This is a genomic window from Pannonibacter sp. CBAS1226, assembly GCF_055685825.1.
The window spans coordinates 86,499-111,507 of the sequence record NZ_JBVOUO010000008.1; the positions used below are offsets into that span (position 1 = coordinate 86,499).

The 25,009-nt window shown below is 64.6% G+C and carries 21 protein-coding genes, 1 tRNA gene and 1 pseudogene; 15 read left to right on the forward strand and 8 right to left on the reverse strand.

What is annotated here, in order from left to right:
• Positions 1-3: 3 nt before the first annotated feature.
• From AC0CMF_RS19925 to AC0CMF_RS19945, 5 genes are read left to right on the forward strand one after another with little or no spacing between them, the layout of a single operon-like run.
• Complete coding sequence (locus tag AC0CMF_RS19925; RefSeq protein WP_058898608.1) at positions 4-432, forward strand: ASCH domain-containing protein; 429 nt, start codon at positions 4-6, stop codon at positions 430-432.
• Complete coding sequence (locus AC0CMF_RS19930) at positions 432-2,426, forward strand: acetyl/propionyl/methylcrotonyl-CoA carboxylase subunit alpha (RefSeq protein WP_472482436.1); 1,995 nt, start codon at positions 432-434, stop codon at positions 2,424-2,426. The genes AC0CMF_RS19925 and AC0CMF_RS19930 overlap by 1 nt, the downstream gene beginning before the upstream one ends.
• Entirely contained in the window at positions 2,416-4,059 is a 1,644-nt protein-coding gene (locus AC0CMF_RS19935; protein ID WP_472482437.1) for an acyl-CoA synthetase, read from the forward strand. The genes AC0CMF_RS19930 and AC0CMF_RS19935 overlap by 11 nt, the downstream gene beginning before the upstream one ends.
• The gene (locus tag AC0CMF_RS19940; protein ID WP_374629144.1) at positions 4,056-4,913 is read left to right on the forward strand and encodes a hydroxymethylglutaryl-CoA lyase; all 858 of its coding nucleotides are present in this window, start codon (positions 4,056-4,058) and stop codon (positions 4,911-4,913) included. The genes AC0CMF_RS19935 and AC0CMF_RS19940 overlap by 4 nt, the downstream gene beginning before the upstream one ends.
• A gap of 1 nt (position 4,914) precedes the next feature.
• Positions 4,915-5,703 (forward strand): crotonase/enoyl-CoA hydratase family protein, encoded by a 789-nt coding sequence (locus AC0CMF_RS19945; RefSeq protein ID WP_374629143.1) that lies wholly within the window; start codon positions 4,915-4,917, stop codon positions 5,701-5,703.
• 20 nt (positions 5,704-5,723) lie between these two features.
• Here the strand turns inward: AC0CMF_RS19945 and AC0CMF_RS19950 are convergent, their stop codons facing one another.
• From AC0CMF_RS19950 to AC0CMF_RS19960, 3 genes and pseudogenes are all read right to left on the reverse strand, one after another.
• Complete coding sequence (locus AC0CMF_RS19950) at positions 5,724-7,499, reverse strand: SLC13 family permease (RefSeq protein ID WP_058898603.1); 1,776 nt, start codon at positions 7,497-7,499, stop codon at positions 5,724-5,726.
• 175 nt (positions 7,500-7,674) lie between these two features.
• Positions 7,675-8,577, reverse strand: a complete 903-nt coding sequence (locus tag AC0CMF_RS19955) for a hypothetical protein (RefSeq protein ID WP_472482438.1) — start codon at positions 8,575-8,577, stop codon at positions 7,675-7,677.
• A 341-nt stretch (positions 8,578-8,918) separates the two neighbouring features.
• Positions 8,919-9,168: pseudogene (locus AC0CMF_RS19960) on the reverse strand (integrase core domain-containing protein); the annotation flags it as partial.
• A gap of 200 nt (positions 9,169-9,368) precedes the next feature.
• On the opposite strand from AC0CMF_RS19960, the gene AC0CMF_RS19965 reads away from it, so the two are divergent.
• Entirely contained in the window at positions 9,369-10,736 is a 1,368-nt protein-coding gene (locus tag AC0CMF_RS19965) for a hypothetical protein (RefSeq protein ID WP_163001463.1), read from the forward strand.
• Positions 10,737-10,795: 59 nt separating this feature from the next.
• Here AC0CMF_RS19965 and AC0CMF_RS19970 read toward each other — a convergent pair.
• The 5 genes from AC0CMF_RS19970 to hemC form a co-directional block, all read right to left on the reverse strand.
• Positions 10,796-10,871, reverse strand: a tRNA-Thr gene (locus tag AC0CMF_RS19970).
• Positions 10,872-11,332: 461 nt separating this feature from the next.
• The gene (locus AC0CMF_RS19975; protein ID WP_472482439.1) at positions 11,333-13,138 is read right to left on the reverse strand and encodes a heme biosynthesis HemY N-terminal domain-containing protein; all 1,806 of its coding nucleotides are present in this window, start codon (positions 13,136-13,138) and stop codon (positions 11,333-11,335) included.
• A 26-nt stretch (positions 13,139-13,164) separates the two neighbouring features.
• Complete coding sequence (locus AC0CMF_RS19980; protein ID WP_472482440.1) at positions 13,165-15,051, reverse strand: COG4223 family protein; 1,887 nt, start codon at positions 15,049-15,051, stop codon at positions 13,165-13,167.
• Positions 15,052-15,175: 124 nt separating this feature from the next.
• Entirely contained in the window at positions 15,176-15,874 is a 699-nt protein-coding gene (locus tag AC0CMF_RS19985; protein ID WP_472482441.1) for a uroporphyrinogen-III synthase, read from the reverse strand.
• An 8-nt stretch (positions 15,875-15,882) separates the two neighbouring features.
• On the reverse strand, positions 15,883-16,806 hold the full coding sequence (gene hemC, locus AC0CMF_RS19990) for a hydroxymethylbilane synthase (RefSeq protein WP_050473949.1): 924 nt from the start codon (positions 16,804-16,806) through the stop codon (positions 15,883-15,885).
• 187 nt (positions 16,807-16,993) lie between these two features.
• Here hemC and tsaD point away from each other — a divergent pair, with 187 nt between their 5' ends.
• From tsaD to leuB, 9 genes are all read left to right on the forward strand, one after another.
• The gene (gene tsaD, locus AC0CMF_RS19995) at positions 16,994-18,082 is read left to right on the forward strand and encodes a tRNA (adenosine(37)-N6)-threonylcarbamoyltransferase complex transferase subunit TsaD (RefSeq protein WP_374629142.1); all 1,089 of its coding nucleotides are present in this window, start codon (positions 16,994-16,996) and stop codon (positions 18,080-18,082) included.
• Positions 18,083-18,208: 126 nt separating this feature from the next.
• Positions 18,209-18,658, forward strand: coding sequence for an NUDIX hydrolase (locus AC0CMF_RS20000; protein WP_472482442.1), 450 nt, complete (start codon positions 18,209-18,211; stop codon positions 18,656-18,658).
• 3 nt (positions 18,659-18,661) lie between these two features.
• Complete coding sequence (locus tag AC0CMF_RS20005; protein ID WP_374629140.1) at positions 18,662-19,666, forward strand: NAD(P)H-dependent glycerol-3-phosphate dehydrogenase; 1,005 nt, start codon at positions 18,662-18,664, stop codon at positions 19,664-19,666.
• Positions 19,667-19,763: 97 nt separating this feature from the next.
• The gene (locus AC0CMF_RS20010; RefSeq protein ID WP_019965987.1) at positions 19,764-20,054 is read left to right on the forward strand and encodes a YciI family protein; all 291 of its coding nucleotides are present in this window, start codon (positions 19,764-19,766) and stop codon (positions 20,052-20,054) included.
• Positions 20,055-20,056: 2 nt separating this feature from the next.
• Complete coding sequence (locus AC0CMF_RS20015; protein ID WP_094463699.1) at positions 20,057-20,482, forward strand: EVE domain-containing protein; 426 nt, start codon at positions 20,057-20,059, stop codon at positions 20,480-20,482.
• Between the two features lie 30 nt (positions 20,483-20,512).
• A complete protein-coding gene (locus AC0CMF_RS20020) occupies positions 20,513-21,181 on the forward strand; it encodes a class I SAM-dependent methyltransferase (protein ID WP_186392422.1) in 669 nt (222 codons plus the stop codon).
• A 166-nt stretch (positions 21,182-21,347) separates the two neighbouring features.
• A complete protein-coding gene (locus AC0CMF_RS20025; protein ID WP_374629139.1) occupies positions 21,348-22,514 on the forward strand; it encodes a M20 aminoacylase family protein in 1,167 nt (388 codons plus the stop codon).
• 229 nt (positions 22,515-22,743) lie between these two features.
• The gene (locus tag AC0CMF_RS20030; RefSeq protein ID WP_374629138.1) at positions 22,744-23,679 is read left to right on the forward strand and encodes a threonine/serine dehydratase; all 936 of its coding nucleotides are present in this window, start codon (positions 22,744-22,746) and stop codon (positions 23,677-23,679) included.
• A gap of 132 nt (positions 23,680-23,811) precedes the next feature.
• Complete coding sequence (leuB, locus tag AC0CMF_RS20035) at positions 23,812-24,924, forward strand: 3-isopropylmalate dehydrogenase (RefSeq protein ID WP_055455758.1); 1,113 nt, start codon at positions 23,812-23,814, stop codon at positions 24,922-24,924.
• The last annotated feature ends 85 nt before the right edge of the window (positions 24,925-25,009 follow it).

Here is a 25,009-nt window from a genome sequence, read left to right on the forward strand (position 1 = left end):
GCCATGACCCAGACACTGGATGATCTGCAAGCCAAGTATCCCGGCGCCGTGACATTCAAGTTCGGCGACAGTGAGCGACTTTCGGCAGAGCTGATTGCCCTCGTGCGCAGCGGCCGCAAAACAGGAACCTGCGGCGCGCTGCGGGACTTCACAGAAGGCGGAGAGGCTTTGCCGGTGGCCGGACGCCGCGACATTGTCCTCAACTGGGACGGCACGCCTGCCCTCGTCATCGAAACCAGCTCCGTCACGATCCGGCGCTTCTGCGATGTTGAGGCCGAATTCGCCCTCAGCGAGGGGGAAAATGATGATCTGGCCGGCTGGCAGCGGGATCATGGGGCCTATTTCGAGCGCAACGGCGGCTTTTCGCCGGAGATGGAACTCGTCTGCGAGCGGTTCCGTGTCGTTGAAGATCTCGCCGGGGAGGCACAGTGATGTTCAGAAAAATCCTCATCGCCAACCGTGGTGAAATTGCCTGCCGGGTGATCAAGACGGCGCGCAGGCTTGGTGTCCGCACTGTCGCGGTCTATTCGGATGCGGATGCGGGCGCGCAGCATGTGGCCATGGCGGACGAGGCCTGGCGGCTGGGGCCGGCACCGGTGGCTGAAAGCTATCTCAAGGCGGAACGCATCATCGAGATCTGCCGCCAGTCGGGCGCAGAAGCGGTGCATCCGGGCTATGGCTTCCTGTCGGAGAACCCGGATTTCGTCGAAGCGCTGGAAGCGGCCGGCATTGCCTTCATCGGTCCCAGCGCCAGCGCCATCCGCGCCATGGGGCTGAAGGATGCCGCAAAGGCGCTGATGGAACGGGCCGGGGTGCCGGTGGTGCCGGGCTATCACGGCGACAATCAGGATGCGGATTTCCTTCAGGAGCGCGCCGATGAAATCGGCTATCCCGTACTGATCAAGGCGCGCGCAGGCGGCGGCGGCAAGGGTATGCGCCGGGTGGACCGGCGCGAGGATTTCCGCGCCGCTCTGGAGGGCGCGCAGCGCGAAGGCGCGGCGAGCTTCGGCGATCCGCGCGTGCTGATCGAGAAATATCTGACCAGGCCCCGCCACATCGAAATTCAGGTCTTCGGCGACAGCCAGGGCAATGTGGTGCATCTGTTCGAGCGCGACTGCTCGCTGCAGCGCCGCCACCAGAAGGTGATCGAGGAAGCCCCTGCCCCCGGCATGCCGCAGGAAATGCGCGCCGCCATGGGCGCTGCCGCCGTCAAGGCCGCGCAGGCCATCGGCTATTGCGGGGCGGGCACGATCGAGTTCATCGTCGATGTGTCGGAAGGCCTGTCGCAGGACCGGTTCTACTTCATGGAGATGAACACCCGCCTGCAGGTGGAGCATCCGGTGACGGAACTGATTACCGGGCAGGATCTGGTGGAATGGCAGCTGAAGGTGGCCAATGGCGAGCCCCTGCCCCTGACGCAGGACCAGCTGACCATCCACGGCTGGGCCTTCGAGGCGCGGCTTTATGCGGAGGATGCGGAACGCGGCTTCCTGCCGGCAACCGGCACGCTGACCCATCTGCGCCTGCCGGAAGAGATGGCCCGCGTTGATTCCGGCGTGCGGCAGGGCGACACGATCACCCCATGGTATGATCCGATGATCGCCAAGATCATCGTCCACGGCCCGGACCGCAAGACGGCGCTGGCGCGGCTGCTGGCAGCGCTTGAGGCAACGGAAGTGGCGGGCTCCGTCACCAATGCCGCCTTCCTCGCCGCCCTGTGCCGCCACGAAGGCTTTGCCGCCGGAGACGTGGACACCGGCCTCATTGGCCGCGATCAGGAGGCGCTGACCGCAAGGCCCGGCACGCCTCCCGTCGTTCTGGCGCTTGCCGCCCTCACCAGCCTTGGCCTGACGCGCCCTGCCACCGGGCAGGACCCGTGGGAGCGGCTGAGCGGCTGGCGGGCCTGGAGCGCAGCGCGCCAGTTTGCCGTGCTCGACCACAAGGGCACGCGGCTTGAAGTCGAGGTGCACAGCCTTGGCCGCAGCCGCTTTGCCGCCCATGTGGCGGGAAGCGTTCTGGAGATCGAGATCACCCATGTGGAAGATGGCACCATCCGTTTCGGCATGGGCGGCCACCGGGACAAGGCGCGCATTGCCGATATGGGCGCGGCCATCTCCGTCTTCCACGGCGGCGAAGCCTTCGAATTCACCCGAGCCGACATGCTGTCCGGCGAAGACGAGGGCGATGCTGCCGGTGACCGGCTGATTGCCCCGATGCCGGGATTGGTGAAGGTGCTGACCGCCACCAAGGGGCAGGCCGTGACACGCGGCGAACCGCTGCTGATCCTGGAAGCCATGAAGATGGAGCACACGCTCACCGCCCCGCGTGACGGGGTGATCGGCGATGTCTTCGTAAGCGAAGGCGAACAGGTGACCGACGGCACGCTGCTGCTGGCCCTTGCACAGGAGAGCGCCGATGCTGCCTGAAGCTGACAGCTATGAGGCGATGCGAGCGGCCTTCCGCTGGCAGATCCCCGAGCGCTTCAACATCGGCACCGCCATCTGCGACCGCTGGGCGGACGCAGAACCGGACCGCGAGGCCATCACCTATGTGGCCGAGGACGGTACCGCCACCCGTGTCAGCTATGGTGAGCTGAAAGCCCTGTCCAACCGCATGGCCAACCTGTTCCGCGCCCGGGGCCTTGAGCGCGGTGACCGGGTGGGCGTGCTGCTGCCGCAGAGCGTGGAGACCGCCGCTGCCCATATCGCCGCGCTGAAATGCGGGGCGGTCACCATTCCACTCTTCACCCTCTTCGGCGAAGAGGCGCTGGAATACCGGCTGGGCAATGCGGGGGTGAAGATCCTCGTCACCGATGCAGGCGGCGCGGCGAAGCTGGAGCACCTGCGGGACAGGCTTCCCGCCCTCACCACCGTGTTCTGCATCGACGGCGCCCACCACGGTGCGGAAGATCTCGCACACTCCCTGACCGGCCACGAGACGGCTTTCACCCCGGTGGACACCGCCGCCGAAGATCCGGCCATCATCATCTACACCTCCGGCACAACCGGCCAGCCCAAGGGCGCGCTGCATGGGCACCGGGTGCTGCTGGGCCATCTGCCCGGCGTGGAAATGAGCCACGATTTCCTGCCCCGCCCCGGTGACCGGTTCTGGACCCCGGCGGACTGGGCCTGGATCGGCGGCCTGCTCGATGTGCTGATGCCCGCGCTCTATCACGGCATCCCTGTGGTCGCCTGCCGCTTCCGCAAGTTCACCGGGGAAGCGGCCTTCGAGCTGATGGAAAAACAGAACATCCGCAACGCCTTCCTGCCCCCAACCGCGCTGAAGATGATGCGGCAGGTGGAAAGCCCGCAGACCCGCTACAAACTGGCTCTGCGCTCCGTCGCCTCGGGCGGGGAGACGCTGGGGGCCAAGCTGATCGCCTGGGGCCGCAAGGTCTTTGGCCTCACCATCAACGAGTTCTACGGCCAGACCGAGTGCAACATGATCGTGTCGAGCTGCGCCGCCGTCATGGAGGCGCGCCCCGGCATCATGGGCCGCGCCGTACCCGGCCATGATGTGGACGTGGTGACGGAGAAAGGCGAACTTGCCGCCGATGGCGAGCAAGGGCTGATCGCCGTGCGCGGACCTGACCCGGTGATGTTCCTCGGCTACTGGAACAACGAGGCCGCCACCCGCGCCAAGTTCCTCAACGGCTGGATGCTGACCGGCGACACGGGCGTGCGCGATGCGGAGGGCTGGCTGCGCTTCGTCGGCCGCGATGACGACGTGATCACCTCCTCCGGCTACCGCATCGGGCCGGGCGAGATCGAGGACTGCCTGCTGCGCCACCCCGCCGTTGCCATGGCCGGCGTTGTCGGCAAGCCGGACGCCCAGCGCACGGAAATCGTCAAGGCTTACGTCGTGCTGAAGGCCGGGGTGGAGCCTTCGGACAGCCTCGCCGGTGACATTGCCCAATTCGTCAAGACCCGCCTTGCCGCCCACGAATACCCCCGTGAAGTGGAGTTTGTGGACGCCCTGCCCATGACAACCACCGGCAAGGTGATCCGCCGGGAGCTGCGCCAGCGCGCAAGCGGGGAAACCTCCGGAGAAAACCCATGAGCGGTTTCGTCACCCTGTTCGAAATGGGCCCGCGCGACGGGCTGCAGAATGAGAAGACGCTGATTGCCACCGCAGACAAGATCCGCCTTGTCGACATGCTGAGCGCCTGCGGCTTTGCCAAGATCGAGGTCACCAGCTTCGTCAGCCCCAAATGGGTGCCACAAATGGCCGATGCCGCCGATGTGCTGGCGGGCATCCACCGGCGGCCGCAGACCGCCTATACGGCCCTCACCCCCAACGTGAAGGGCTACGAGGCCGCCCGCGCGGCCGGGGCGGATGAGGTGGCCGTGTTCGGCTCGGCCTCGGAGGGCTTTTCGCGCAAGAACATCAACTGCTCCATAGCCGAAAGCCTCGAACGCTTCCGCCCGCTGGTGGACAAGGCGCTGGAAGACGGCATCCCGGTGCGCGGCTACATCTCCTGCGTCACAGACTGCCCCTATGACGGCCCCACCCCGCCGGAAAACGTGGCCGATGTCGCCGCCAAGCTGCTGGCCATGGGCTGCTACGAGATTTCCTTCGGCGACACCATCGGCGCAGGCACACCGGAGACCATCGGCCGGATGCTGGATGCGGTGCTGGAACAGGTGCCCGCGCAGAAGCTCGCCGGGCATTACCACGACACCAAGGGGCTGGCCCTCGCCAATATCGAGGTGAGCCTTGAGAAAGGCCTGCGCGTGTTCGATGCCGCCGTTGGCGGGCTCGGCGGCTGCCCCTATGCCCCCGGCGCGAAGGGCAATGTGGCGACGGAAGCAGTTGCTGCTCTGCTGGCAGACAAGGGCTTCGAGACCGGACTGGACAAGGACAGGTTGGCTGAAGCCGCCGCCTTTGCCCGCACGCTCAGAAAGGACGCATAGAATGAGCGGCAATTACGAGACCATCCGCCTCGATACGGACGCCCGCGGCGTTGCCACGCTGACGCTCGCCCGTCCGGACAAGCACAACGCCCTGTCGGCGCAGATGATTGCCGAACTCACGGAAGCTGCCGCGCAGCTTGCCGCAGACAGCGCCGTGCGCGTGGTGATCCTCACCGGCAAGGGCGCCAGCTTTTGCGCGGGCGGTGATCTCGACTGGATGCGCGAGCAGTTTACCGCTGACCGCGCCACCCGCATGGCCGAGGCACGCAAGCTGGCGCTGATGCTGAAGGCGCTGAACGAGTTGCCCAAGCCCCTCATTGGCCGTGTGCAGGGCCAGGCCTTCGGCGGCGGCATCGGCATGATGAGCGTCTGCGACGTGGCCATTGCAGTGGAAGGCGCGAAATTCGGCCTGACCGAGACCCGCCTCGGCCTGATCCCGGCCACCATCAGCCCCTATGTGCTGGCCCGCATGGGCGAGGGCAAGGCGCGCCGCGTGTTCATGTCCGCCCGGCTGTTCGATGCGCAGGAGGCCGTGGCGCTGGATCTCGCCGGCCGGGCCGTTGCGCCGGAGGATCTGGACACCGCCATCGAGCGCGAGGTGAAGCCCTATCTCTCCGCAGCACCCGGCGCCGTTGCCCGCGCCAAACGCCTCGCCCGCTCGCTCGGCACGCCCATCACCGGTGCGGTGATCGAAGACACGATCCGCCAGCTGGCCGACTGCTGGGAAGACCCCGAAGCCCACGAGGGCATCTCCGCCTTCTTCGAAAAGCGCAAACCGGCGTGGGCCTGACCTTCCCGCTGCTCTTCACGTCAGAACGGGAAGAACAGCGGGATGGCCACCATGGCCACAAAGACAAAGATGATGTTCAGCGGCAGCCCCACGGTGATGAAGTCGCGGAACTTGTAGCCGCCGGCGCTGTAGACGAAGGTGTTCGTCTGATAGCCGATGGGGGTTGCGAAGCTGGCGCTGGCGGCGAACATCACGGCCATGATGAAGGGCCGGGGATCAAGCCCCAGCTGTTGCGCCAGCGAAATGGCCAGTGGCCCGACCAGCACCGCCACCGCATTGTTGCTGACCATCTCCGTCAGCGCCGAAGTCAGCACATAGACCATGGCCAGAATGACGATCGGATTGGCATGGCCCAGCACATGCATCACCCCATCCACCACCAGCTGCACTGCGCCGGTCTTTTCCATGCCGATACTGAAGCCGAGCATGCCGTAGATGAGAAAAAGGATGTTCCAGTCGATGGAATCGAAGGCATCCTGCGGCTCGATGCAGCGTGTCATCATCACGAGGACCGCCCCGATCAGCGCCAGCCCCTCGATGGGCATCACATTGAGCGCGGCCAGAACCATGACACCCAGAATGGACGCAATGGCGATGGGGGCCTTCTGACGCCGGATCGGGCTTTCCTGCGGGGCAGAGAGATTGATCAGCCCTTCGCTCTGGGCCAGCCGCTGCAGGCCTTCGGCCGGGCCTTCCAGCAGCAGAGTATCGGCGAAATGCAGGCGGAGCGTGTTGATCTCCTTGGAGATATTGCGGTCCTGCCGGTGCACGGCCATCACATAGACGCCATAGGTGCGGCGCAGGTCCAGCGAATTGAGCAGCCGCCCGATCAGGCGTGAATTGGGGCCGACACTGGCCTCCAGCGTGATGCTCTGATCGGCGGCGACCGGCTCGAAGCCCTGGTCGGACACATCGCGGAATTCGATCTGCCCGTCTTCCTTCAGCGCCAGAATCTCGCCCGTGCCGGTCTTCACCACGATGCGGTCACCGGCCTGCAGGGTGATGCCGTCCAGCCTGTTGCGCAGCGACTGTTCGCCGCGCAGAACGTCTACCACCCGGCTCTGGCTGTTGGTGAAAGGCAGTTCACTCAGTGTCTTGCCCACATAGCGTGAGCCCGCCGGCACCAGCAGCCGCGCCATGAAGCGGCGCGAGCCGCCCTGCCCCAGGACGCCAGCCATGGACTGGCGCTCGGGCAGGAGATAGCGCACGGCAAAGAGCATGTAGAGAAGGCCGACAGCGGCGAAGACAAGGCCGATACCCGTCATCTCGAACATGCCAATGGCCGGCAGCCCGGCCTTTGTCGTGATGCCGCTCATCAGAATGTTGGTCGACGTGCCCACCAGTGTCAGCGTGCCGCCGAGAATGGCCGCATAGGACAGCGGAATGAGAAACTTCGACGGGGCAGAGCCCAGCTGCGCCGAAACCGCGATCATCACCGGCGCCAGCAGAATGACCACCGGCGTGTTGTTCATGAAGGCCGAGGCGATGATGGCCATCACCATCATGATGAAGACGGCCCTGAGATAGGAGCCCTTGGCCGATGCGCCGAGCCAGTCGCCCATCACCTGCAGAACGCCGGTTCGCTCCAGAGCTGCACTGAGGATGAACATCATGGCGATGGTGATCGGTGCGCCGGAACTGAAGACCGACAGAAACTCCTTGGTGTCGATGATGCCAACCGCCAGAAGCACGGCCGTGCCTGCCAGGGCGGTCACCTCCGGCGGATATATTTCCTTGAAAAAACTGAAGAAAACGAGGCCAAGAAGGGCGAAGACGATAAACTGGTCAAGTGTCATGTTCGGACAACGCGCCTTTCAGAGCCGCAGGTTCGACGGCGGAGCCTAGCACCGGCAGCGCTTGCGATGAAGCAACCGCCGGACAACTGTTTCACAGGAATAGCAATGCCATGCCACGGCGGGCGGTTCCCGGAGAATGCGGTTCTCCGCTGGCGCAAGGAAACCGCCGCCCTCTTCAAAAGCCCGCCCGCGAACGGGTCTGCCCCTGCGTCCCGGAAGCACCGGCCTGCTGCAAGGCGTGCTGCCCGGAACGTTGACCAGAACGCTGACGGGCCAGAAGCTCCAGCCCCTCGCGCACGGTGCGCGGCATCTCCGGCGGCAGCGGCATGAAGCTTTCCTTCGGGGCAACCTTGCCATACAGCTTTTCGCGCACCCGCCGGATGCGCCGCTTGCCGCGCTCGGACAGGCCTGCAGGCAGGTCAATGCCGGCACGGTCCATGTCGATGAAAATGCGCTCCAGATCCGGGATTGCCTCGGTGGAGATGATGAAGGTGGACCCATCCTTGCGGCGGAAGGTCAGCGCCGTGGATGCGCCGGAGCCGCCCAGCAGCACCACGGCCTTTTCGGCCCCCAGCATGGCCGCCGCCCAGTCCAGCGTACCGCGCACGTTGCGCAGCTTCAGCTCGACACGGGCAAGATCCGTGTAACGCACCCGAATGACACGGCCGAGTTCCGTCACCTCGAAGCCATTGCCGAAGAAGCGGATCCAGGAAGTTTCCTGCCGCACAGCAATCATGAAGACCGGGATCGACAGACCGGCGGGAAGAAGCAGCAGCAGAAACCACAGCCCGGCGCTGCCGGGCATCAGCCCCGCACCGGCAAAAGCCGCCGTGAACAGAGGAACTCCGACGGAAAATCCAATGAGATCAGAGGTGAAGATCGAAGGGCGCCAGCGCGGCTGCACCGCCCCCGTGGGCGGCTTGCGGCGCGGCAGCGACGTGTAGAGCCCGACTGCCCCGCCAAGGCAGACAAGCACCGTGAAGGCACTGAACACGGTCAGCCCCCCGGCGAGCCCCAGAACCGCCAGCCCCATGGCCCCCGCACGCCGCGCAAGCTCAATGGTTCCCGTCTCGCCCAAACACCCCTCCGCCCGGCAGTCCTGAAAGCCCTGCCGAATCACACCCCGCACACAGGCGTTAACCATGGCCTTGTCAAGGCAGCAAGGTCAAGATTGCGGCGCAAATGGGCGGTGGTGTTTGGCGGGATAGGGGATGACGCTTCCCCCAAAGGTCAATCAGATATCCCGGCCCGGAGCAAGAGAAAGCCTCAGCTCCGCCTTCTCCCGCATCGGTGATCCCTTCCTTCACGAAACCCTGTTGTTTCCGTCTTGCCATGGCTCGACCATGGCATCCACTCCGTGACCGGGCAGCACACTCATACTGAACCGCGCCGGGTTTGCCGGAGGCTGATTTTCGTTAGTTACGCGGCCATGGGCTCGGCTTCCAGAGCTGCGTAGAAGTTGGCTTCGGCTTCTGCGGGCGGGATGTTCCCGATGGGCTCGAGGAGGCGGCGGTTGTTGAACCAGTCCACCCATTCGAGGGTTGCGTATTCCACCGCCTCGACGCTACGCCACGGGGTGGATGACCTCGGCTTTGAAAAGACCGTTGATCGTCTCAGCCAGCGCATTGTCATAGCTGTCGCCGACGCTCACGACAGAGGGTTCGATGCCCCAGGCCCAATCCGCTTTGATCGATCTTGGGGCGAACCATAATGGGAAACGGTGGCCGGCGAAAGTGCTATCTGCAATAGATTTTCCACAGCAAATTGTATCGGTTAATTCCACTGAACAGGTTGGAGTGTTGTCGCGAAGCAACTCAGACGATAGCTATTTTATTGGTTGGCATTATTGGTGATTTTGGGGGATTCATTTTGTCTGATACCAAGCTTAACGCTCAAATTGAAATCACCTTCAGTAGCCGCCCGCGTAATGGGGCCGATAAATTGGTCCTTTGGCGCAAGCGAGATGAAATAGAGCGCAAACTATCTCAGATATTAGCCGCCAAATCGCAAAATGTTTGCATCGACGGGCCAACTGGAAGTGGAAAAACTTCATTGGCCCTAACGGTATTGAATAGAAATAAACAGCTATTTGTTTGGATTCCTGTGACGCGAGACATGGATTGGAGTGAATTCTGCGAAGCTTTTGCTGTAGAGGTTTATAAAATAAACTCGAGCTTCAAAGTTGCTCACGACATGAAAAACCCGAAGGTTTCTCTTTCAGTAAATGCGGGCGAAGCAATAACAGCCACAGATATTATGTTACCGTGGACTTTGTTGAAAAGGATTAAGCTTCAAGTTGATTCAGATAAAATGAGTCTTCCGGAACTTCGCGAGCATGCCAAAAAATGGAAGATACTGGATATCTCCGAGTTGCTTAAGCAGAATGATATTTGCCTTCTCATTGATGATTTTGAGAAGGCCAGCGATGATCTAGTTCATAAAGTGGCGGATTTATGTAAAAATTTGACATTTAGCCAGTCTCCAAAGTGCATTATTATTGGCACGGGACGGACGTTTTCTAGGCTGTATTTATCTGACGAAAGTTTAGACGGAAGGCTGGCCGAGCTAACTGTAGCCTCTTTTGGAAGTCCAAGGGATGTTTGGCACTATATAAATGATGGATTCGCAAGATTAGGTTTTCACACGCCTCGAGAGAAACTTAGCGCCAAGCTGATTACAAAGGTCGAGGCGGACCAAATTGAGTTAGCCATATTCGAGGCTGCCGATGGAATGCCAAAGTACATAAATGAAATTGCGCTTCGGATATGCAATAAAGTTCTCGGTGAAGAGAATAAACTAGAAGGGCCTGTAAATATTTCCAGCGCGCTAATTCTAAGCGAGTGCTCCAACATGAGTCGAGAAAACCTCAGCAGATGCAACAGAGATGTTAGAAAAGTTGAAAAGGAGCTTCGAAATGGGGTCGAATTTAGGCTTGTCCTGAAGGCTATATTCCAGATGGGTGCAAATGGCGTGCACAACGTCGACGGCATCGTTGATTACATTCAAAAATACGAAGACGAGCATTTTACGTATGAGAATTTCGCTGCCGGATTCGAAAGCTTGGAAAGATTCGGATTGTACGTCCAAACCGGAAAATCAGGGGAAGTTGTATTTGCAAAAGATCCCATGTTTTCACACGTATTGGGGCTCATTTGTAAAGACCCCCTACGTTTCAACAAGGATGCCAGTACTTTTGGCTTGTTCGGCCAGAGAACTTTGCCGCTGTTTGCTGACTAGACTCAGCTGTCCGGCGCGAGTGAGGCTAATTTGAACCGGCTATAAATTCCGCGGGTAGCTGGTGCCGCTTGCAGGACTCGAACCTGCGACCCCATCATTACGAATGATGTGCTCTACCAACTGAGCTAAAGCGGCTTATCCGGCGGGAGCCTTGAAGCTCTTGCGGATGGTGTCCGGCGCGAGGCGCGGAGACCGGCACCGCTTGGTGCGGTGGTGCGCGCTTGATAGCGGAGGCGGGGCGGGGATGCAAGAGGGTTTCTTGCAAGATTGTCACCGCCCTTCCCGCCTGTGGATGCTTCAGCATCCGCACGGCTGCGGGCGGCGTTTGACGGCCTGTGGCAGGATAAGCATCCAGAAGACCCGGCGGGTTGCTGCCGGAAATGCGGGGAGCACGGCAGCGCCTCTGGCACTGCCCCGGCAAACGCAGCGCGGGCCGGGCAGCAGCCATGCAACGGCGCAGCAGAGCGTCCCTCACAGGTCCCGGCACGGAGGTCAGCGCAGAGGTCAACAGAGAGGCCGGGACGGTGCGTGGGGAGGCGTTGCGCGTCTTCCGGCTGTCCGGGGCGGCGCTGCTGCCTCAAGGACCGCCCCCCGCCTCAGTTTACGAACTTCGGCTTGGGCAGAGGCACGTCGTCGGCGGCGTCCGGGCCCGGATCATCCGGCAGCCGGGGGAAGGGATAGGCGGCGGCGTGGCGGACGGGGCTGCCCGCATTGTCCGGCGCCGGTGCATCCACCGGCTGGCTTGCCGCCGGGTTGATCACATCAACCGGCGCCACGGCTGCAGCAGAAGCCGGGGCGGCGGCAGGCTTGCCCGGCTGGGGGACAGCAGCGCCGTTGACGGTTGCCGCAGCAGCCCCGCCCGGCTTGACGGCAGGCTTTTCGCCGGGCGCTTCCGCCGGTGTTGTGGCAGGTGTTGCGGCAGGCGTTGCAGCAGGTTCCGGCGTCAGGTCCATAACCGGCTCTCCGCCGGCCTCCGGCTTGGGCGAACGCACGGGCATATCGAAGGGGCCAGCCGGGCGGGCCGCCTCTTTGGCAGCCTCTGCGGCTGCCTCCTGCGGCGCGGCAAGGCCGGGGCGGTCGAACAGGGCCTCATCGGGCAGGTCCAGCGCCAGCGCACCGGACGGCGCAGGCGGCGTCTCCCAGACGAAGGCGTCAAGACGCCCCGTGACCGGCGAAACCGGTGACCAGACGGAGGACACCATGCCATCGGCAATCCATGCCTTGTCGAGCGGCGCGCGCACGGCGCGGGCGAGCCACTCGCGCATGCGGCCCTTGTCGCCGCTTTCGGCTTCTTCCAGATCCGCCATCAGCAGGAAAGCGTTGCGGGTGGGCTCGGAGCGCAGCACCTTTTTCAGCTGGGTGCGGGCCTCGGCGAATTCGCGGGCATCCAGCGCCACACGGGCAATGGCGAGCGCGCCTTCCGCCGTGTTGGGGCGCAGGGCTGCCAGCGTCTTCACCCGCTTCAGCCGGTCGGCAGCAGCATCACCAATGCGAGCATGGGCATAGGCCTCGGCCAGATCGGGATGCGGCGACAGGCGCCAGGTGGCTTCCAGCACCTTGGCCGCCTTGCGCACATCGCCCTTGCGGGTGGCAAGACGGGCGGTGACGGCCGCAGCTGGCACCAGATCTCCGGCCAGCCCATGGGCCTCGCGGGCGAGTTGCATGGCCTGATCGGGATCGCTGTCCTCCAGTTCCAGCGCCCTTGCCGTCAGCAGCACGGCGCGCTGACGGCGGTAGGCCGGCTTGTCGATGAGGCGGGCGGTGTAGTTCTTTTCCAGCGTGGCGATGGCGGCTTCCCAATCAGAAGCAACCGCCTGATAGCCCAGCACGGCCTTGCCGGCCCAGTCCAGGCCGGGCTGCGCCCGCAGCGCCTCCTCGGCATAGTGGCGGGCAGCGGCAGGAGCCCCTTCGCGCTCAGCCTCGATGAAGAGGCCATGCAGGCCGAGAACGCGGGTGCGCGGGTCTTCCAGCATGGTCTCGAAGCGGCGGCGTGCCTCGTCCCGGTCCCCGGACATCTGCGCGGCCTGCGCGATCAGCAGCTGGGCGGCCGGCTCGCCGGGCAGCAGCTTGCCGGCCTCAAGGCCATGCTTGCGGGCAAGCTTTGCGTTGCCCGTGCCCAGCGCCAGCAGGCCGGAGGACAGGGCCTGATAACCCCTGTCGCGGCGGCGGCGGCGGAAGAAGCGGCTGGCGATCTTCGGCGAGCGCAGCACGGTGAGCACGAGCCAGACGGCACCGAGGAACAGCGCAAGGCCCACAATGACGACCAGCGCCACGGTGGCGGGCGGCTGTTCCCAGATGTAGCCATTCCAGGTGACGGCAACCATGCCCGGCAGATCGGCGAGCCAGGCGAACCCGAGCGCGGCGGCGAACAGGGCGGCGAAGAAGACGAAAACGCGGATCATGCCAGTCCTCCGGGCTGCGGGTCGGGTCAGCTGCCCTTGCGGGCGAGGCTGGAGAGAACGTCCTTCGAAGTCTTTTCCGTAAGCTCATCAACGGCCACACGGGCGCGGGCAGAAGCTGCCCAGTCCGCACCGGTTGCCTTGCCCGCCTCCGGCAGTTCGTCATAAGCGGCCAGCGCGGCAGGCAAGTCCCCGGCAGCAACGGCATTTTCCATGCACCGCAGAGCAGCCTCAGGCCCCTGCCCGCTGGCATCGCCCGGTCCGCGCACGGTGAAGATGGAGGCGGCGCTGGAGGTCAGGCTGCCAAGAATCGACCCGTCTTCCGCAGGCTTGGCGAAGGTGGCGTGGATGGCGCGGGCCACGGGGGCAAATTCCGCCATCAGCTTCTGCTGCGGGGCAATGCCCTGTGCCGCATGGCTCTCCAGCAGGGCAATGTCCGCGCCCTCAGGCAGGCTGGCGCGCAGGGCGGCCAGTTCCGTCTCGAAGGGCTTGCCCGCATCCACCGCCGTCTTGAGCGCGGAGACGGCAACGGCGCGCGCTGCCATTTCGCGGGCGGTGGCATCGCCCATGGTGCTTTCCACGGCAGCAAGGCGCTGGGTCAGCTCCCCGGCCTCAGCCTTCAGCGCGTCCAGGGATTTACGGCTGTCTTCCGTAGCAGCAGTCAGATCGGCAGACAGGCTGGTCAGCGTGCCGGCATTGCGCCCCTGCGCGTCGGAGACCATGCGGATTGCCGCTTCCGTGCTGGTGGCAGCCGATTGCAGCGCGGCCAGAGAGGCAGACAGAGCGTCGATCGCCTGCTGCATGCTGTCGAGCCGTGCGGTCAGCTCCGCATTGCCTGCCGGAGCGGCTGCAGCCGGGGAAGCGCCATCCCCTTCCGCAGGTGCGGTGGTGGCCATGCCATCCACCCTGCCGCGCAGGGCATCCAGCTGGCCGGTCAGATCGGCAAGGCGCGAGGACGTATCACCGCGCAGGGCGTCAATGGTCTGGGTCAGGCGTGTATCGAGGCTCGCCAGTTCCTCCGGGACGGGAGGCTGGGCATCGCCCTGTGCCTGACCTTCAGCCGGAGCCGCAGCCTGTAATTCGGCAAGACGGCGCTCCAGCGTGTCGAGACGGGTGGCGTCCAGCGCCGCCTGTTCGGCAACCTCTGCACTGAGCCCGGCGCGCAGCGGCAGGTAGCCTGCCAGATTGAGCCCGTAGCCGGCGCCGAACACGGCGGCACTGACAAGCAGCGAAGCCGCCAGCGCACCACCGAAGCCGATGGAGGCAGCCGCCGGGCGGCGCGGCTGCGATGAGGACGGCGCCCGCTCGGCCTGAGCCGTGGCAGAAGACGAGGCGGATGCAGCGGCCGACTCAGCGCCTTGCCCGGAAGCGCTGGGGCCTGCAGGCTTCTGGCCTGCCGGATTCTGGCTTGCCGGGCTCTGCGAAGCTGCGGAAGCGGTCGACGGCTTGGCGGCACCGGCCGCGCTCTGGCTGGCAGCAGCCGGGCCCGCCTGTGCGGCAGAGGCTGCGGATGCAGCGGCTGGCTTGGCCGGAGAGGTGTCCTTGCCCGCCCCGGATTTGCCTGTGCCTGCGGGCTCATTGGCAGAACCGGCGGCAGCTTCAGCGGCAGGCTTCTCTGCGGCAGCCGTGGAAGACCGGATTTCCGGTGTGGGCCCGGCCGCCTTTGCAGGCGCCTTGGGCGTTTCCGGTGCATCTGTCTTGGGCGTTTCGGGTGTGGTTCCGGATTTTGCCCCGGTCCTGGCAGATTCGGTCTTGGCTGCTTCCGCCTTCGCCTCGCCCTTGGCCTCCACCTTCTCCGGCACCAGATCGATGGTCACCGGGCGGCGGGAGCCGCCTGCCGCGCCGGATGAAGAAGCGCCGGTTGCAGATTCGGAGCCTTTGGCGCCCTGACCGGGCTTGTCCTTTTCGGAAACCATGACCTCTTCCTCCTGTGGCATGACCGGCTTCAGGGCCATCAACTATACACAATACCGGCAGGGCAGGAACCGCTGACCCGGCGTGACATGATGTCTAACCGGCGCGAGCAGGCCACCCAGCCGGTTAACAGCGATTTAAGGCGCGCAGGAACAGAGCCTCCTCGTCCGGCGTCTCCGCCCATTCCACAGGCCCCAGCGCCGTCAGCGGCGCCCCGGCCTTGGCCGACAGAGCCACCATGCGCGGCAGCATGGCAGGCGCAAGGCCGCGCAGCAGATTGGCACAGACCTCGGCGGAACGGGTGGAATAGGCGAGCAGAATGTCGATCTCGCCCTTCACCAGTGCCTCGTTGACCTCATGCGGCCAGCTGGCGACCGGATCGGCCTGATAGACCTCGATCAGACGGCAGCCGATCCCGGCGGCGGCCAGGTGCTTTTCCAGATCGCCCGAGCGGTCCCGCGCGCCGAAATAGAGAATATCGCCGCTGCCGTGGCAGGCCTCGATCAGGCGCGACAGATCCCTGGCATCGCCGTCGGCGCTCAGCACCGAGGTGAAGCCGAGCTCCCGCGCCGCTGCCGCCGTGCGTGCGCCCACCGTATAGACGGCAAGGCGCGCCAGTTCCGGCAGCTGGCGGTGACCCACCAGCGCGCCGATGGCCTGCGAACTGGTGATCGCCAGCGCATCGACACCGCCGAGATCAATCTCGTCCGGCGTACGGCGCACGATATCCAGCGCGGGCGCCTCGATCACCTCATGCCCCATGTCGCGCAGACGCGCGGCGGTTCGGGCACAATGGGGATAGGGCCGGGTGACGAGAATGCGCATGAGGAACCTCAGTACCGGAAGAAGGCAGGACCACCGAGAGACTGCAGAATCTGACCTGCCTCGCAGCCAAGCTCGAAGGCATCGTCAAGTCCGCCCTCGCGGGTGACGGCATGGTGCTCGCTTCCATCCGGGCGCAGGATAATGCCCCGGAAGCGCAGGCGGTTCCCGTCAACTTCCGCCAGCCCGCCGATCGGCGTGCGGCAGGAGCCATCCAGCACCGCCAGGAAAGCGCGCTCGGCAGTGAGCCGGATTTCCGTGTCACGGTCATGAATGGGGGCGAGCAGCTTCAGCGTCGCCTCGTCATCGATGCGGCTTTCGATGCCGATGGCGCCCTGCCCCACTGCGGGGAGGAAGTCTTCCGTATCGAGCAGGCTGGTAATGATATGCGCAAGGCCAAGGCGGCGCAGGCCGGCATGGGCCAGAAGCGTGGCATCCACCTGCCCCTCCTCCAGGCGCTTCAGCCGCGTCTGCACGTTGCCCCGGTACATCACCACCTCGATGTCCGGGCGCAGGCGCTTGATCATCGCCTGACGGCGCAGGGAGGACGAGCCCACCACCGCGCCCTGCGGCAGATCCATGAGGTGCTTGGCCTTGGGCGAGATGAAGGCATCGCGCACATCCTCGCGCGGCAGAAAGGCCGTCAGCGCCAGCCCCTGCGGCAGCACGGTCGGCATGTCCTTGGAGGAATGCACGGCCAGATCGATGCGCCGCTCGATCAGGGCCTCTTCGATTTCCTTGGTGAACAGGCCCTTGCCGCCCGCTTCCGAAAGAGGCCGGTCCTGGATCTGGTCGCCGGAGGTCTTGATCACGACAATCTCGAAGTCGTCCTCCTTGAGGCCATGGGCGGCGGCGAGCCGGTCACGGGTTTCATGGGCCTGGGCGAGTGCGAGGGCACTGCCACGCGTTCCGATGCGCAAAGGTTTCGATTGCAAGACGAAGGATCCGGGTGCTAGGGGCTGACCATTGAATTCATGATGACAATAGGTTCTCTAGCGCCATTGTCCAAGGCGGCACAATCCCGGATTATACGGGGCGGGCCGGATTGGGGCACCGGAGCACCTTTTGAGACACCGGCAACGCCCGTGAAACCACGGCAGCCGCGACGGCGGGCAGGACCCCATGCTGACAGTTCTTGGCATCGAAACCAGCTGCGACGAAACCGCCGCCTCCGTGGTGCGCGGGCCGCAGACGCCGGAAATCCTCTCCAACGTCATCCGCTCTCAGATTGACGAGCACACCGAATTCGGCGGCGTGGTGCCGGAAATCGCCGCCCGCGCCCATATCGCCGTGCTGGACCGGATCGTGGCCGAGGCCATGGCGGAAGCCCGCGTCAGCTTCGATGACATCGACGCGGTGGCAGCCACCGCGGGCCCCGGCCTCATCGGCGGGGTCATCGTCGGGCTGATGACGGCCAAGTCCATCGCCATGGCGGCCGGAAAACCGCTCATCGCCGTCAATCATCTGGAGGGACATGCGCTGACGGCGCGCCTCACCGACCAGCTGGACTTCCCCTATCTGCTGCTGCTTGTTTCGGGCGGGCACACCCAGTTCCTGCTGGTCACCGGCATTGGTGCCTATGAGCGGCTGGGCAGCACCATTGATGATGCCATCGGCGAGGCCTTCGACAAGACCGCCAAGCTGCTCGGCCTGCCCTATCCGGGCGGCCCGGCGGTGGAGCGCATGGCCGCGCGCGGCGATGCCGGCCGCTTTGCCCTGCCCCGCCCGCTGATGGACCGGCCCGGCCTCGACATGTCCTTTGCCGGACTGAAGACGGCGCTGCGCACCACCGCGCAAAAACTGCAGCCGGTGGACGAGCAGACCGTCTGCGACCTTTGCGCCGGATTCCAGAAGGCGGTTGCCGACGTGCTCGCCATCCGCACCCGCGCCGCCTTTGCCCTGTTCCGTGAGCGGTTTGCCGGGGTTGAACCCGTGATCGTCGTCGCGGGCGGTGTTGCCGCCAATGGCGAAATCCGCCGTGCGCTGACATCCGCAGCCGATGCGGCCGGGGCCCGCTTCATCGCCCCTCCGGCCCGGCTGTGCACGGACAACGCCGCCATGATCGCCTGGGCCGGGATAGAGCACATGGTGGAAGCCCGCCGCACGGGCGCGGCCCTCGACGGCATGTCCTTTTCCCCCCGCCCCCGCTGGCCTCTCGACGAGACCTCCGCCGGTCTGCTCGGCGCGGGGAAAAAGGGCGCGAAGGTTTAAGGGCACCCTGGCCTCACCAACGCAGGTCACCAGCCCCCATCGAAGATGAAGTGCGCCTTCAAAACCCGGTTCCCTTCGCTGCCTGGACTTGCTAGGCAGGGGCGGTTTCGAAGGATGGATGCTGCCATGCATGTGCGCCACAAGGCCTATGTCTACCTCACCTGCGGGCGCAAGCTGCTGGTTTTTGCTCAGCCGGATCAGCCGGAGGTCGGCCTGCAAGTGCCCGGCGGCACGCTGGATCCGGGCGAGAGCCACCTCATCGGCGCGAGGCGTGAATTCTTCGAGGAAACGGGGCTGACGCTGGACGGCGTTCTTGATCACCTCGCTGACCAGGACCACGTGTTCGACAATGGCCGGGGGCGAGATCTGCACAAGCGCCGCCATTTTCACGCCACGGTGCCGGTGATTCTCAAGGACGCGTGGGAACACTATGAAATGACGCCGAGCGGCGGCGGCGATCCGATCCGCTTCCGCCTGTTCTGGCAGGATCTGTTCACCGAGGTGGACCCTGCCGTGTTCTACGAGGGCTTCGGCGCACAGATCGGCCTGCTGCGGCAGCGCTTGCAAGGGAGATAGACCATGGCTGGGATCGAGACCATTGCCGTTCTGGGCGGCGGTGCCTGGGGCACGGCGCTGGCGCTTTCTGCCGCCCGCGCGGGCCGGTCCGTCCTGCTGTGGGCGCGCGATCCCGCCCTTGTTTCAGAAATCCGCGCCCGCCAGACCAACAGCGCCTATCTGCCGGGCGTCACCTTCGACGAGCCGCTGACGGCCACCGGCGATATCACCGAAGCGGCAAAGGCCGATGCCATCCTGCTGGTGACACCGGCCCAGACCACCCGGGCCGTGCTGACGCCGCTGGCAGGGCTTTTGCGCCCCGGCACACCCGTGATGCTCTGCTCCAAGGGCATCGAAAAGGGCACCGGCAACCTTCTCACCGACACGCTGGCCGAGGTGCTGCCGCAGGCCCATCCGGCTGTGCTGTCCGGCCCGAGCTTTGCCGCCGATGTGGCGCGCGGCCTGCCGACGGCCGTAACGGTTGCCGCCCGTGACGGCGCAATGGCCGATGCATTGGCGCTGGCGCTCGCCTCCGCCAGCTTCCGGCCCTATGCCTCGAGTGACCTCATCGGCACGCAGGTGGGCGGGGCGCTGAAGAACGTGCTGGCCATCGCCTGCGGCGCGGTGGCGGGGCGCAAGCTCGGCGCCTCGGCGCAGGCCGCCCTCACCGCCCGCGGCTTTGCCGAACTGACGCGGCTGGGCCTTGCCCTTGGCGCAAGGCCGGAGACGCTGACGGGCCTTTCCGGCCTTGGCGATCTGGTGCTCAGCTGCTCCTCCACCCAGTCCCGTAACTTCAGCTTCGGCTACAAGCTGGGCGAGGGCCGCACGGCGGAAGACCTGCTGAATGCGGGCGAGAAGCTGGCCGAAGGCGTATTCTCGGCTGAAATCGCCGTGGAACTGGGCGAGCGGCACGGGGTCGATCTGCCGGTCTGCAAGGTGGTGGCCGATGTGATCGCCGCCCGGCTGACCATTGACGAGGCGCTGAACCAGCTGATGAGCCGCCCGCTGCGGCGCGAGGCCGGAGCCTGATGCAGGCTGCCGCAAGATTTGCGTGAGCCCCGGCGATTTTGCCGCTTCATTCCACCGTCAAATGTTCTAACCTGCGGCACAAACAGGAGGTTCTTCCATGCTTTATGCCCTGATCTGCACCGACAAGCCCGGCGCCCTGCAGACGCGCCTCGACAACCGCCCGGCGCATGTGGAATTTCTCAAGGCCATGGGCAGCCGCCTGAAGGCGGCCGGCCCCTTTCTCGATGACGCCGGCAACATGACCGGCAGCCTCGTCATCATCGAAGCGGAGAACCGGGACGAAGCCCTCGCCGTTTCGCAGGAAGACCCCTATGCCCGCGCCGGACTTTTTGCTTCCGTCGAGATCCGCCCGTGGAACTGGGTGATCAAGAACCCGGAGGCGCAGTGACCGTGAAATACTGGCTGATCAAGTCCGAGCCGGACGTCTGGTCCTGGGAAATGCAGAAAGCCAAGGGCGCTGCGGGCGAGGAATGGACGGGCGTGCGCAATTATCTGGCCCGCAACAACATGCGCGCCATGTCGCTGGGCGACCGGGCCTTCTTCTACCATTCCAACATCGGCAAGGAGATTGTCGGCGTGGCGGAAGTGTGCAGCGGCACTGCGCAGGATAGCACGACGGATGATCCGCGCTGGGACTGCGTGCATTTCCGCGCCGTCTGCGACGTGCCGAAGCCAGTGACGCTGGCCGCCGTCAAGGCCGAGCCGCGCCTTGCCCAGATGGCCCTCGTCACCTCCATGCGCCTGTCGGTGCAGCCGGTGACGGAAGAGGAATGGAAAGTGGTGTGCGAGATGGGCGGGCTCGATCCGAACGTCTGATTCCCTTTTCCCGCAGTTCAGGAGACCGGATTGACCGGCATTGCAGACCCGAAGCACTTCATCGAGACGAACACGGAAGTGCTCGCCGTCCCGCATGCCAGCGAAATCCGGCTCCACCTCGCCAGCGAAGCCATGGACCTGTGGCAGAAAACCGAGGATGAGCTGGGCGAAATCGGCCTGCCTCCGCCCTTCTGGGCCTTTGCCTGGGCAGGCGGACAGGCGCTGGCGCGCTATCTCCTCGACAATCCGGATCTGGTGCGGGGCAAGACGGTGACGGATTTTGCCGCCGGCTCCGGCATTGTCGGCATCGCCGCGATGATGGCAGGGGCCGCATCGGTGTCGGCCGTGGAAATCGACCGCTTTGCCATCGAAGCCATCCGCCTCAATGCGGCGCTCAACGGCGTCACGCTGGCCACGAAGCTGGGCGACATCACCGGCACTCCGCCGCCGCAGACGGACCTGATGATCTGCGGCGATGTGTTCTACGAGCTGCCCATGTCGCGCAAGCTGATTGCCTGGCTCGACCAGCTGGACGAGGCCCGCACCCTGATTCTCGTCGGTGATCCGGGCCGGTCCTATCTGCCGAAGGAAAGGCTGGAGCATCTGGCCACCTATACGGTGCCGGTGATCCGCAGCCTCGAAGATTCGGAAGTGAAGAAAACCAGCGTTTACCGCTTCCGGCCAGTTCCGGGTGGTTGATTCACCGGGGCCGTTGACGGTCTTCTGCTGCAGCGCCGCATAAAGCAGCTTGCGCTTTTTGCAGGCAACCCCTCCTATAGAGATCCCTTTCCGCCAGACCATTCTGGCAAGAAAACCTGCTTTGCCGGCCAGAACCGGCAGCATCAAGTCCCCCGAGGAGCCTTCCATGCCGGTCGTCAACCGTATTGCCGATCTTGCCGATGAAATCGCCAGCTGGCGCCGTGATTTCCATGAGAACCCGGAAATCATGTATGAGACTGTCCGCACGGCCGCCAAGGTGGCTGACCTGCTGCGCAGCTTCGGGCTGGACGAGGTGGTGACCGGCATTGGCAGGACCGGCGTCGTCGGCGTGATCCGGGGCAAGAACGGTGGCGCGGGCAGGGTCATTGGCCTGCGCGCCGACATGGACGCCCTGCCCATCGCGGAGATGACCGGCCTGCCCTATGCTTCGAAGACGCCGGGCAAGATGCATGCCTGCGGCCATGACGGCCACACCTCCATGCTGCTGGGCGCTGCGAAATACCTCGCCGAAACCCGCAACTTCAACGGCACGGCGGTGGTCATCTTCCAGCCGGCCGAAGAGGGCGGCGCAGGTGCCAAGGCGATGATCGACGACGGGCTGATGACCCGCTGGGCCATTGACGAGGTCTACAGCCTGCACAATCTGCCCGGCCTGCCGGTGGGTGAATTTGCCATCCGCAAGGGGCCGATCATGGCTGCAACCGATGAGTTCCGCATCACCATCACCGGGCGCGGCGGCCATGCGGCCAAGCCCCACGAAACGGTCGATCCGATCATTACCGGCACGCAGATCGTCAGCGCCTTGCAGACCATCGCCAGCCGCGCGGTCAATCCGCTCGATTCGGTGGTCGTCTCCGTCACGATCTTCGAGGCAGGCACAGCCTTCAACGTCATTCCCGAAACAGCAACCCTGCGCGGCACCATTCGCAGCCTGACCGATGCCACCCGCGATCTCGCGGAGAAACGCCTGAACGAGATCGTCAACGCCCTGTGCGCCGCCTATGGCGCCACGGCCGAGATCGAATTCCGCCGCGGCTATCCGGTCACCGCCAACCACGATGACCAGACGGACTTTGCCGTCAGCGTCGCCGAGGAAATCGCCGGGCCTGAGCGGGTGCAGCGCGAGACCGAGCCGATGATGGGCGGCGAGGACTTCTCCTACATGCTGCTGGAGCGCCCGGGCGCCTATATTTTCGCCGGAAACGGCGACAGCGCCAGCCTGCATCACCCGCGCTACAACTTCAATGACGGGCTGATCCCGTCCGGAAGCTCCTATTTCGTGCGGCTGGTGGAAAAAGCGCTCGCCGCCTGATCCTGCCGCGCATCTGACATCGCCTGCCCCGGCTCCGGAACGCCACCGGAGCCGGTGAGTGGCCATGTGCGAAGCAGGGTTTCATGTGCTGACCGCTCATGCCACCCTCTCAGAAAGCTTCGGAAAAGCTTCCTGCATCATCCTTAGGGATCATGCTTTCATTCTCTTCTGGCAGGCGGCCAAAGAGTTTTTTATGGTGGCGAGAGATAATAGAACATCGGGGCCCATCATGCTCGTGACTGCTGCAGCCATTGAGGCTGCCTATGACCGAATTACGCCCCATATCCGCGTCACGCCAGCTCTGCAGCTCAGATCCGGAGATCTCAATCTTCCGTCGGGCGTTTCCCTGAAGCTGGAATCCCTGCAGCACAGCGGCTCCTTCAAGGCCCGCGGGGCCTTCAACATGCTGTTGAGCAAGGATATTCCGGCCGCTGGCGTCGCCGCCGCCTCGGGCGGCAATCATGGGGCGGCCGTCGCCTATGCTGCCCGCAGCCTTGGCATCCAGGCCAGAATTTTTGTGCCTGAACTGGCAACCCCGTTCAAGACAGCCAAGATCCGCAGCTACGGAGCGGAGCTTGAAATTGGCGGGGAAACCTATGCCGAAGCGCGTGACGCTTGCGGCGCCTATCAGGCCCAGACCGGCGCAATGGACATTCACGCCTATGCCGCAGCCGAAACAATCGTCGGACAGGGGACCCTGGCGCTGGAGTGGGAAAGCCAGACCCGGGGACTGGATACATTGCTCATCGCCGTGGGCGGTGGCGGCCTGATTTCCGGCATAGCCACGTGGTTTGCCGGAAAAACCCGCATCATCGGCGTTGAGACCGAAGGCTGCCAGACCATGAAATGCGCACTGGAAGCCGGACAGCCGGTCGATGTGCCGGTCTCCGGCATAGCCGTCGACAGTCTCGGTGCGCGGCGGGCGTCCGACCTCACCTATGCCATTTCCGCACGCTGCGTCGAGCGGATCGTCACCGTCAGCGACAAAGAGGTGATGGCCGCACAGCAGCGGCTCTGGCAGGGGCTGCAGCTGGTGGCAGAACCTGGCGGCGCCGCGGCTTTCGCCGCGCTCCTGTGCGGTGCCTATGTGCCCCAGCGCGGTGAGCGCACCGGCATCCTTCTGTGCGGCGGCAACATGGATCCTGCGGGACTGACCGCCCACTGATGTACGCGCCTCTCTCACTTGATCAAATGCCCAGCCTCGCTTGAACTCTTGCCGCGCGCCTTCGCCTTGAAAAGGCGGCCTCAAGCCGCTAACCCAAGGGCCAGAGCAATTTCAAAAACGGGATGGACACCCATGGCAACTCACAAGCTTCTTCTTCTGCCCGGCGACGGCATCGGCCCGGAAATCATGCCCGAGGTGAAGAAGATCATCGCCTGGTTCAACGCACGCGGCACGGACACGTTCGAGACCGAGGAAGGACTCGTCGGCGGCTGCGCCTATGATGCGCATGGCCAGTCCATTTCCGAAGGCGACATGGCCAAGGCCATGGCCGCCGATGCCGTGATCTTCGGCGCCGTCGGTGGCCCGAAGTGGGACAAGGTGCCTTACGAAGTTCGCCCGGAAGCGGGCCTTCTGCGCCTGCGCAAGGACATGCAGCTTTTCGCCAACCTGCGTCCGGCCATCTGCTATCCGGCGCTGGCCGGCGCTTCCTCGCTGAAGCGGGAAGTGATCGAGGGCCTCGACATCCTGATCCTGCGCGAGCTGACGGGCGGCGTCTATTTCGGCGAGCCGAAGACCATCACCGACCTCGGCAACGGCCAGAAGCGCGCCATCGACACGCAGGTCTATGACACCTACGAGATCGAGCGCATCGCCAAGGCGGCCTTCGAGCTGGCCCGCACCCGCAAGGGCAAGGTCACCTCGATGGAAAAGCGCAACGTCATGAAGTCGGGCGTGCTCTGGAACGAGGTGGTCACCGCCACCCACAAGAACGGCTATGAAGACGTTCAGCTGGAGCACATGCTGGCAGACGCCGGCGGCATGCAGCTCGTCCGCTGGCCGAAGCAGTTCGACGTGATCGTCACCGACAACCTGTTCGGCGACATGCTGTCCGACGTTGCCGCCATGCTGACCGGCTCGCTCGGCATGCTGCCGTCCGCCTCGCTCGGCGCTCCCGATGCGGCCACCGGCAAGCGCAAGGCACTGTATGAGCCGGTGCATGGCTCTGCCCCGGACATCGCCGGCACGGGCGCTGCCAACCCGATCGCCATGATCGCCTCCTTCGCCATGGCCCTGCGCTACTCCTTCGAGAAGGTGGCGGAAGCGGACATGCTGGACAAGGCCATCGCCAACGCGCTGGACAAGGGCCTGCGCACCCGCGACATCGCCTCGGAAGGCACCACCGTCATCGGCACCTCCGCCATGGGCGATGCCATCGTGGCCGAGCTGAACGCGCTCAGCGCCTGATCTGAATACGATCCGATCACGAGGCCGCCGCTTGCCATGCGCAGGCGGCGGCCTTATGCATTGCGGCCCAACCGGGGGCACACTC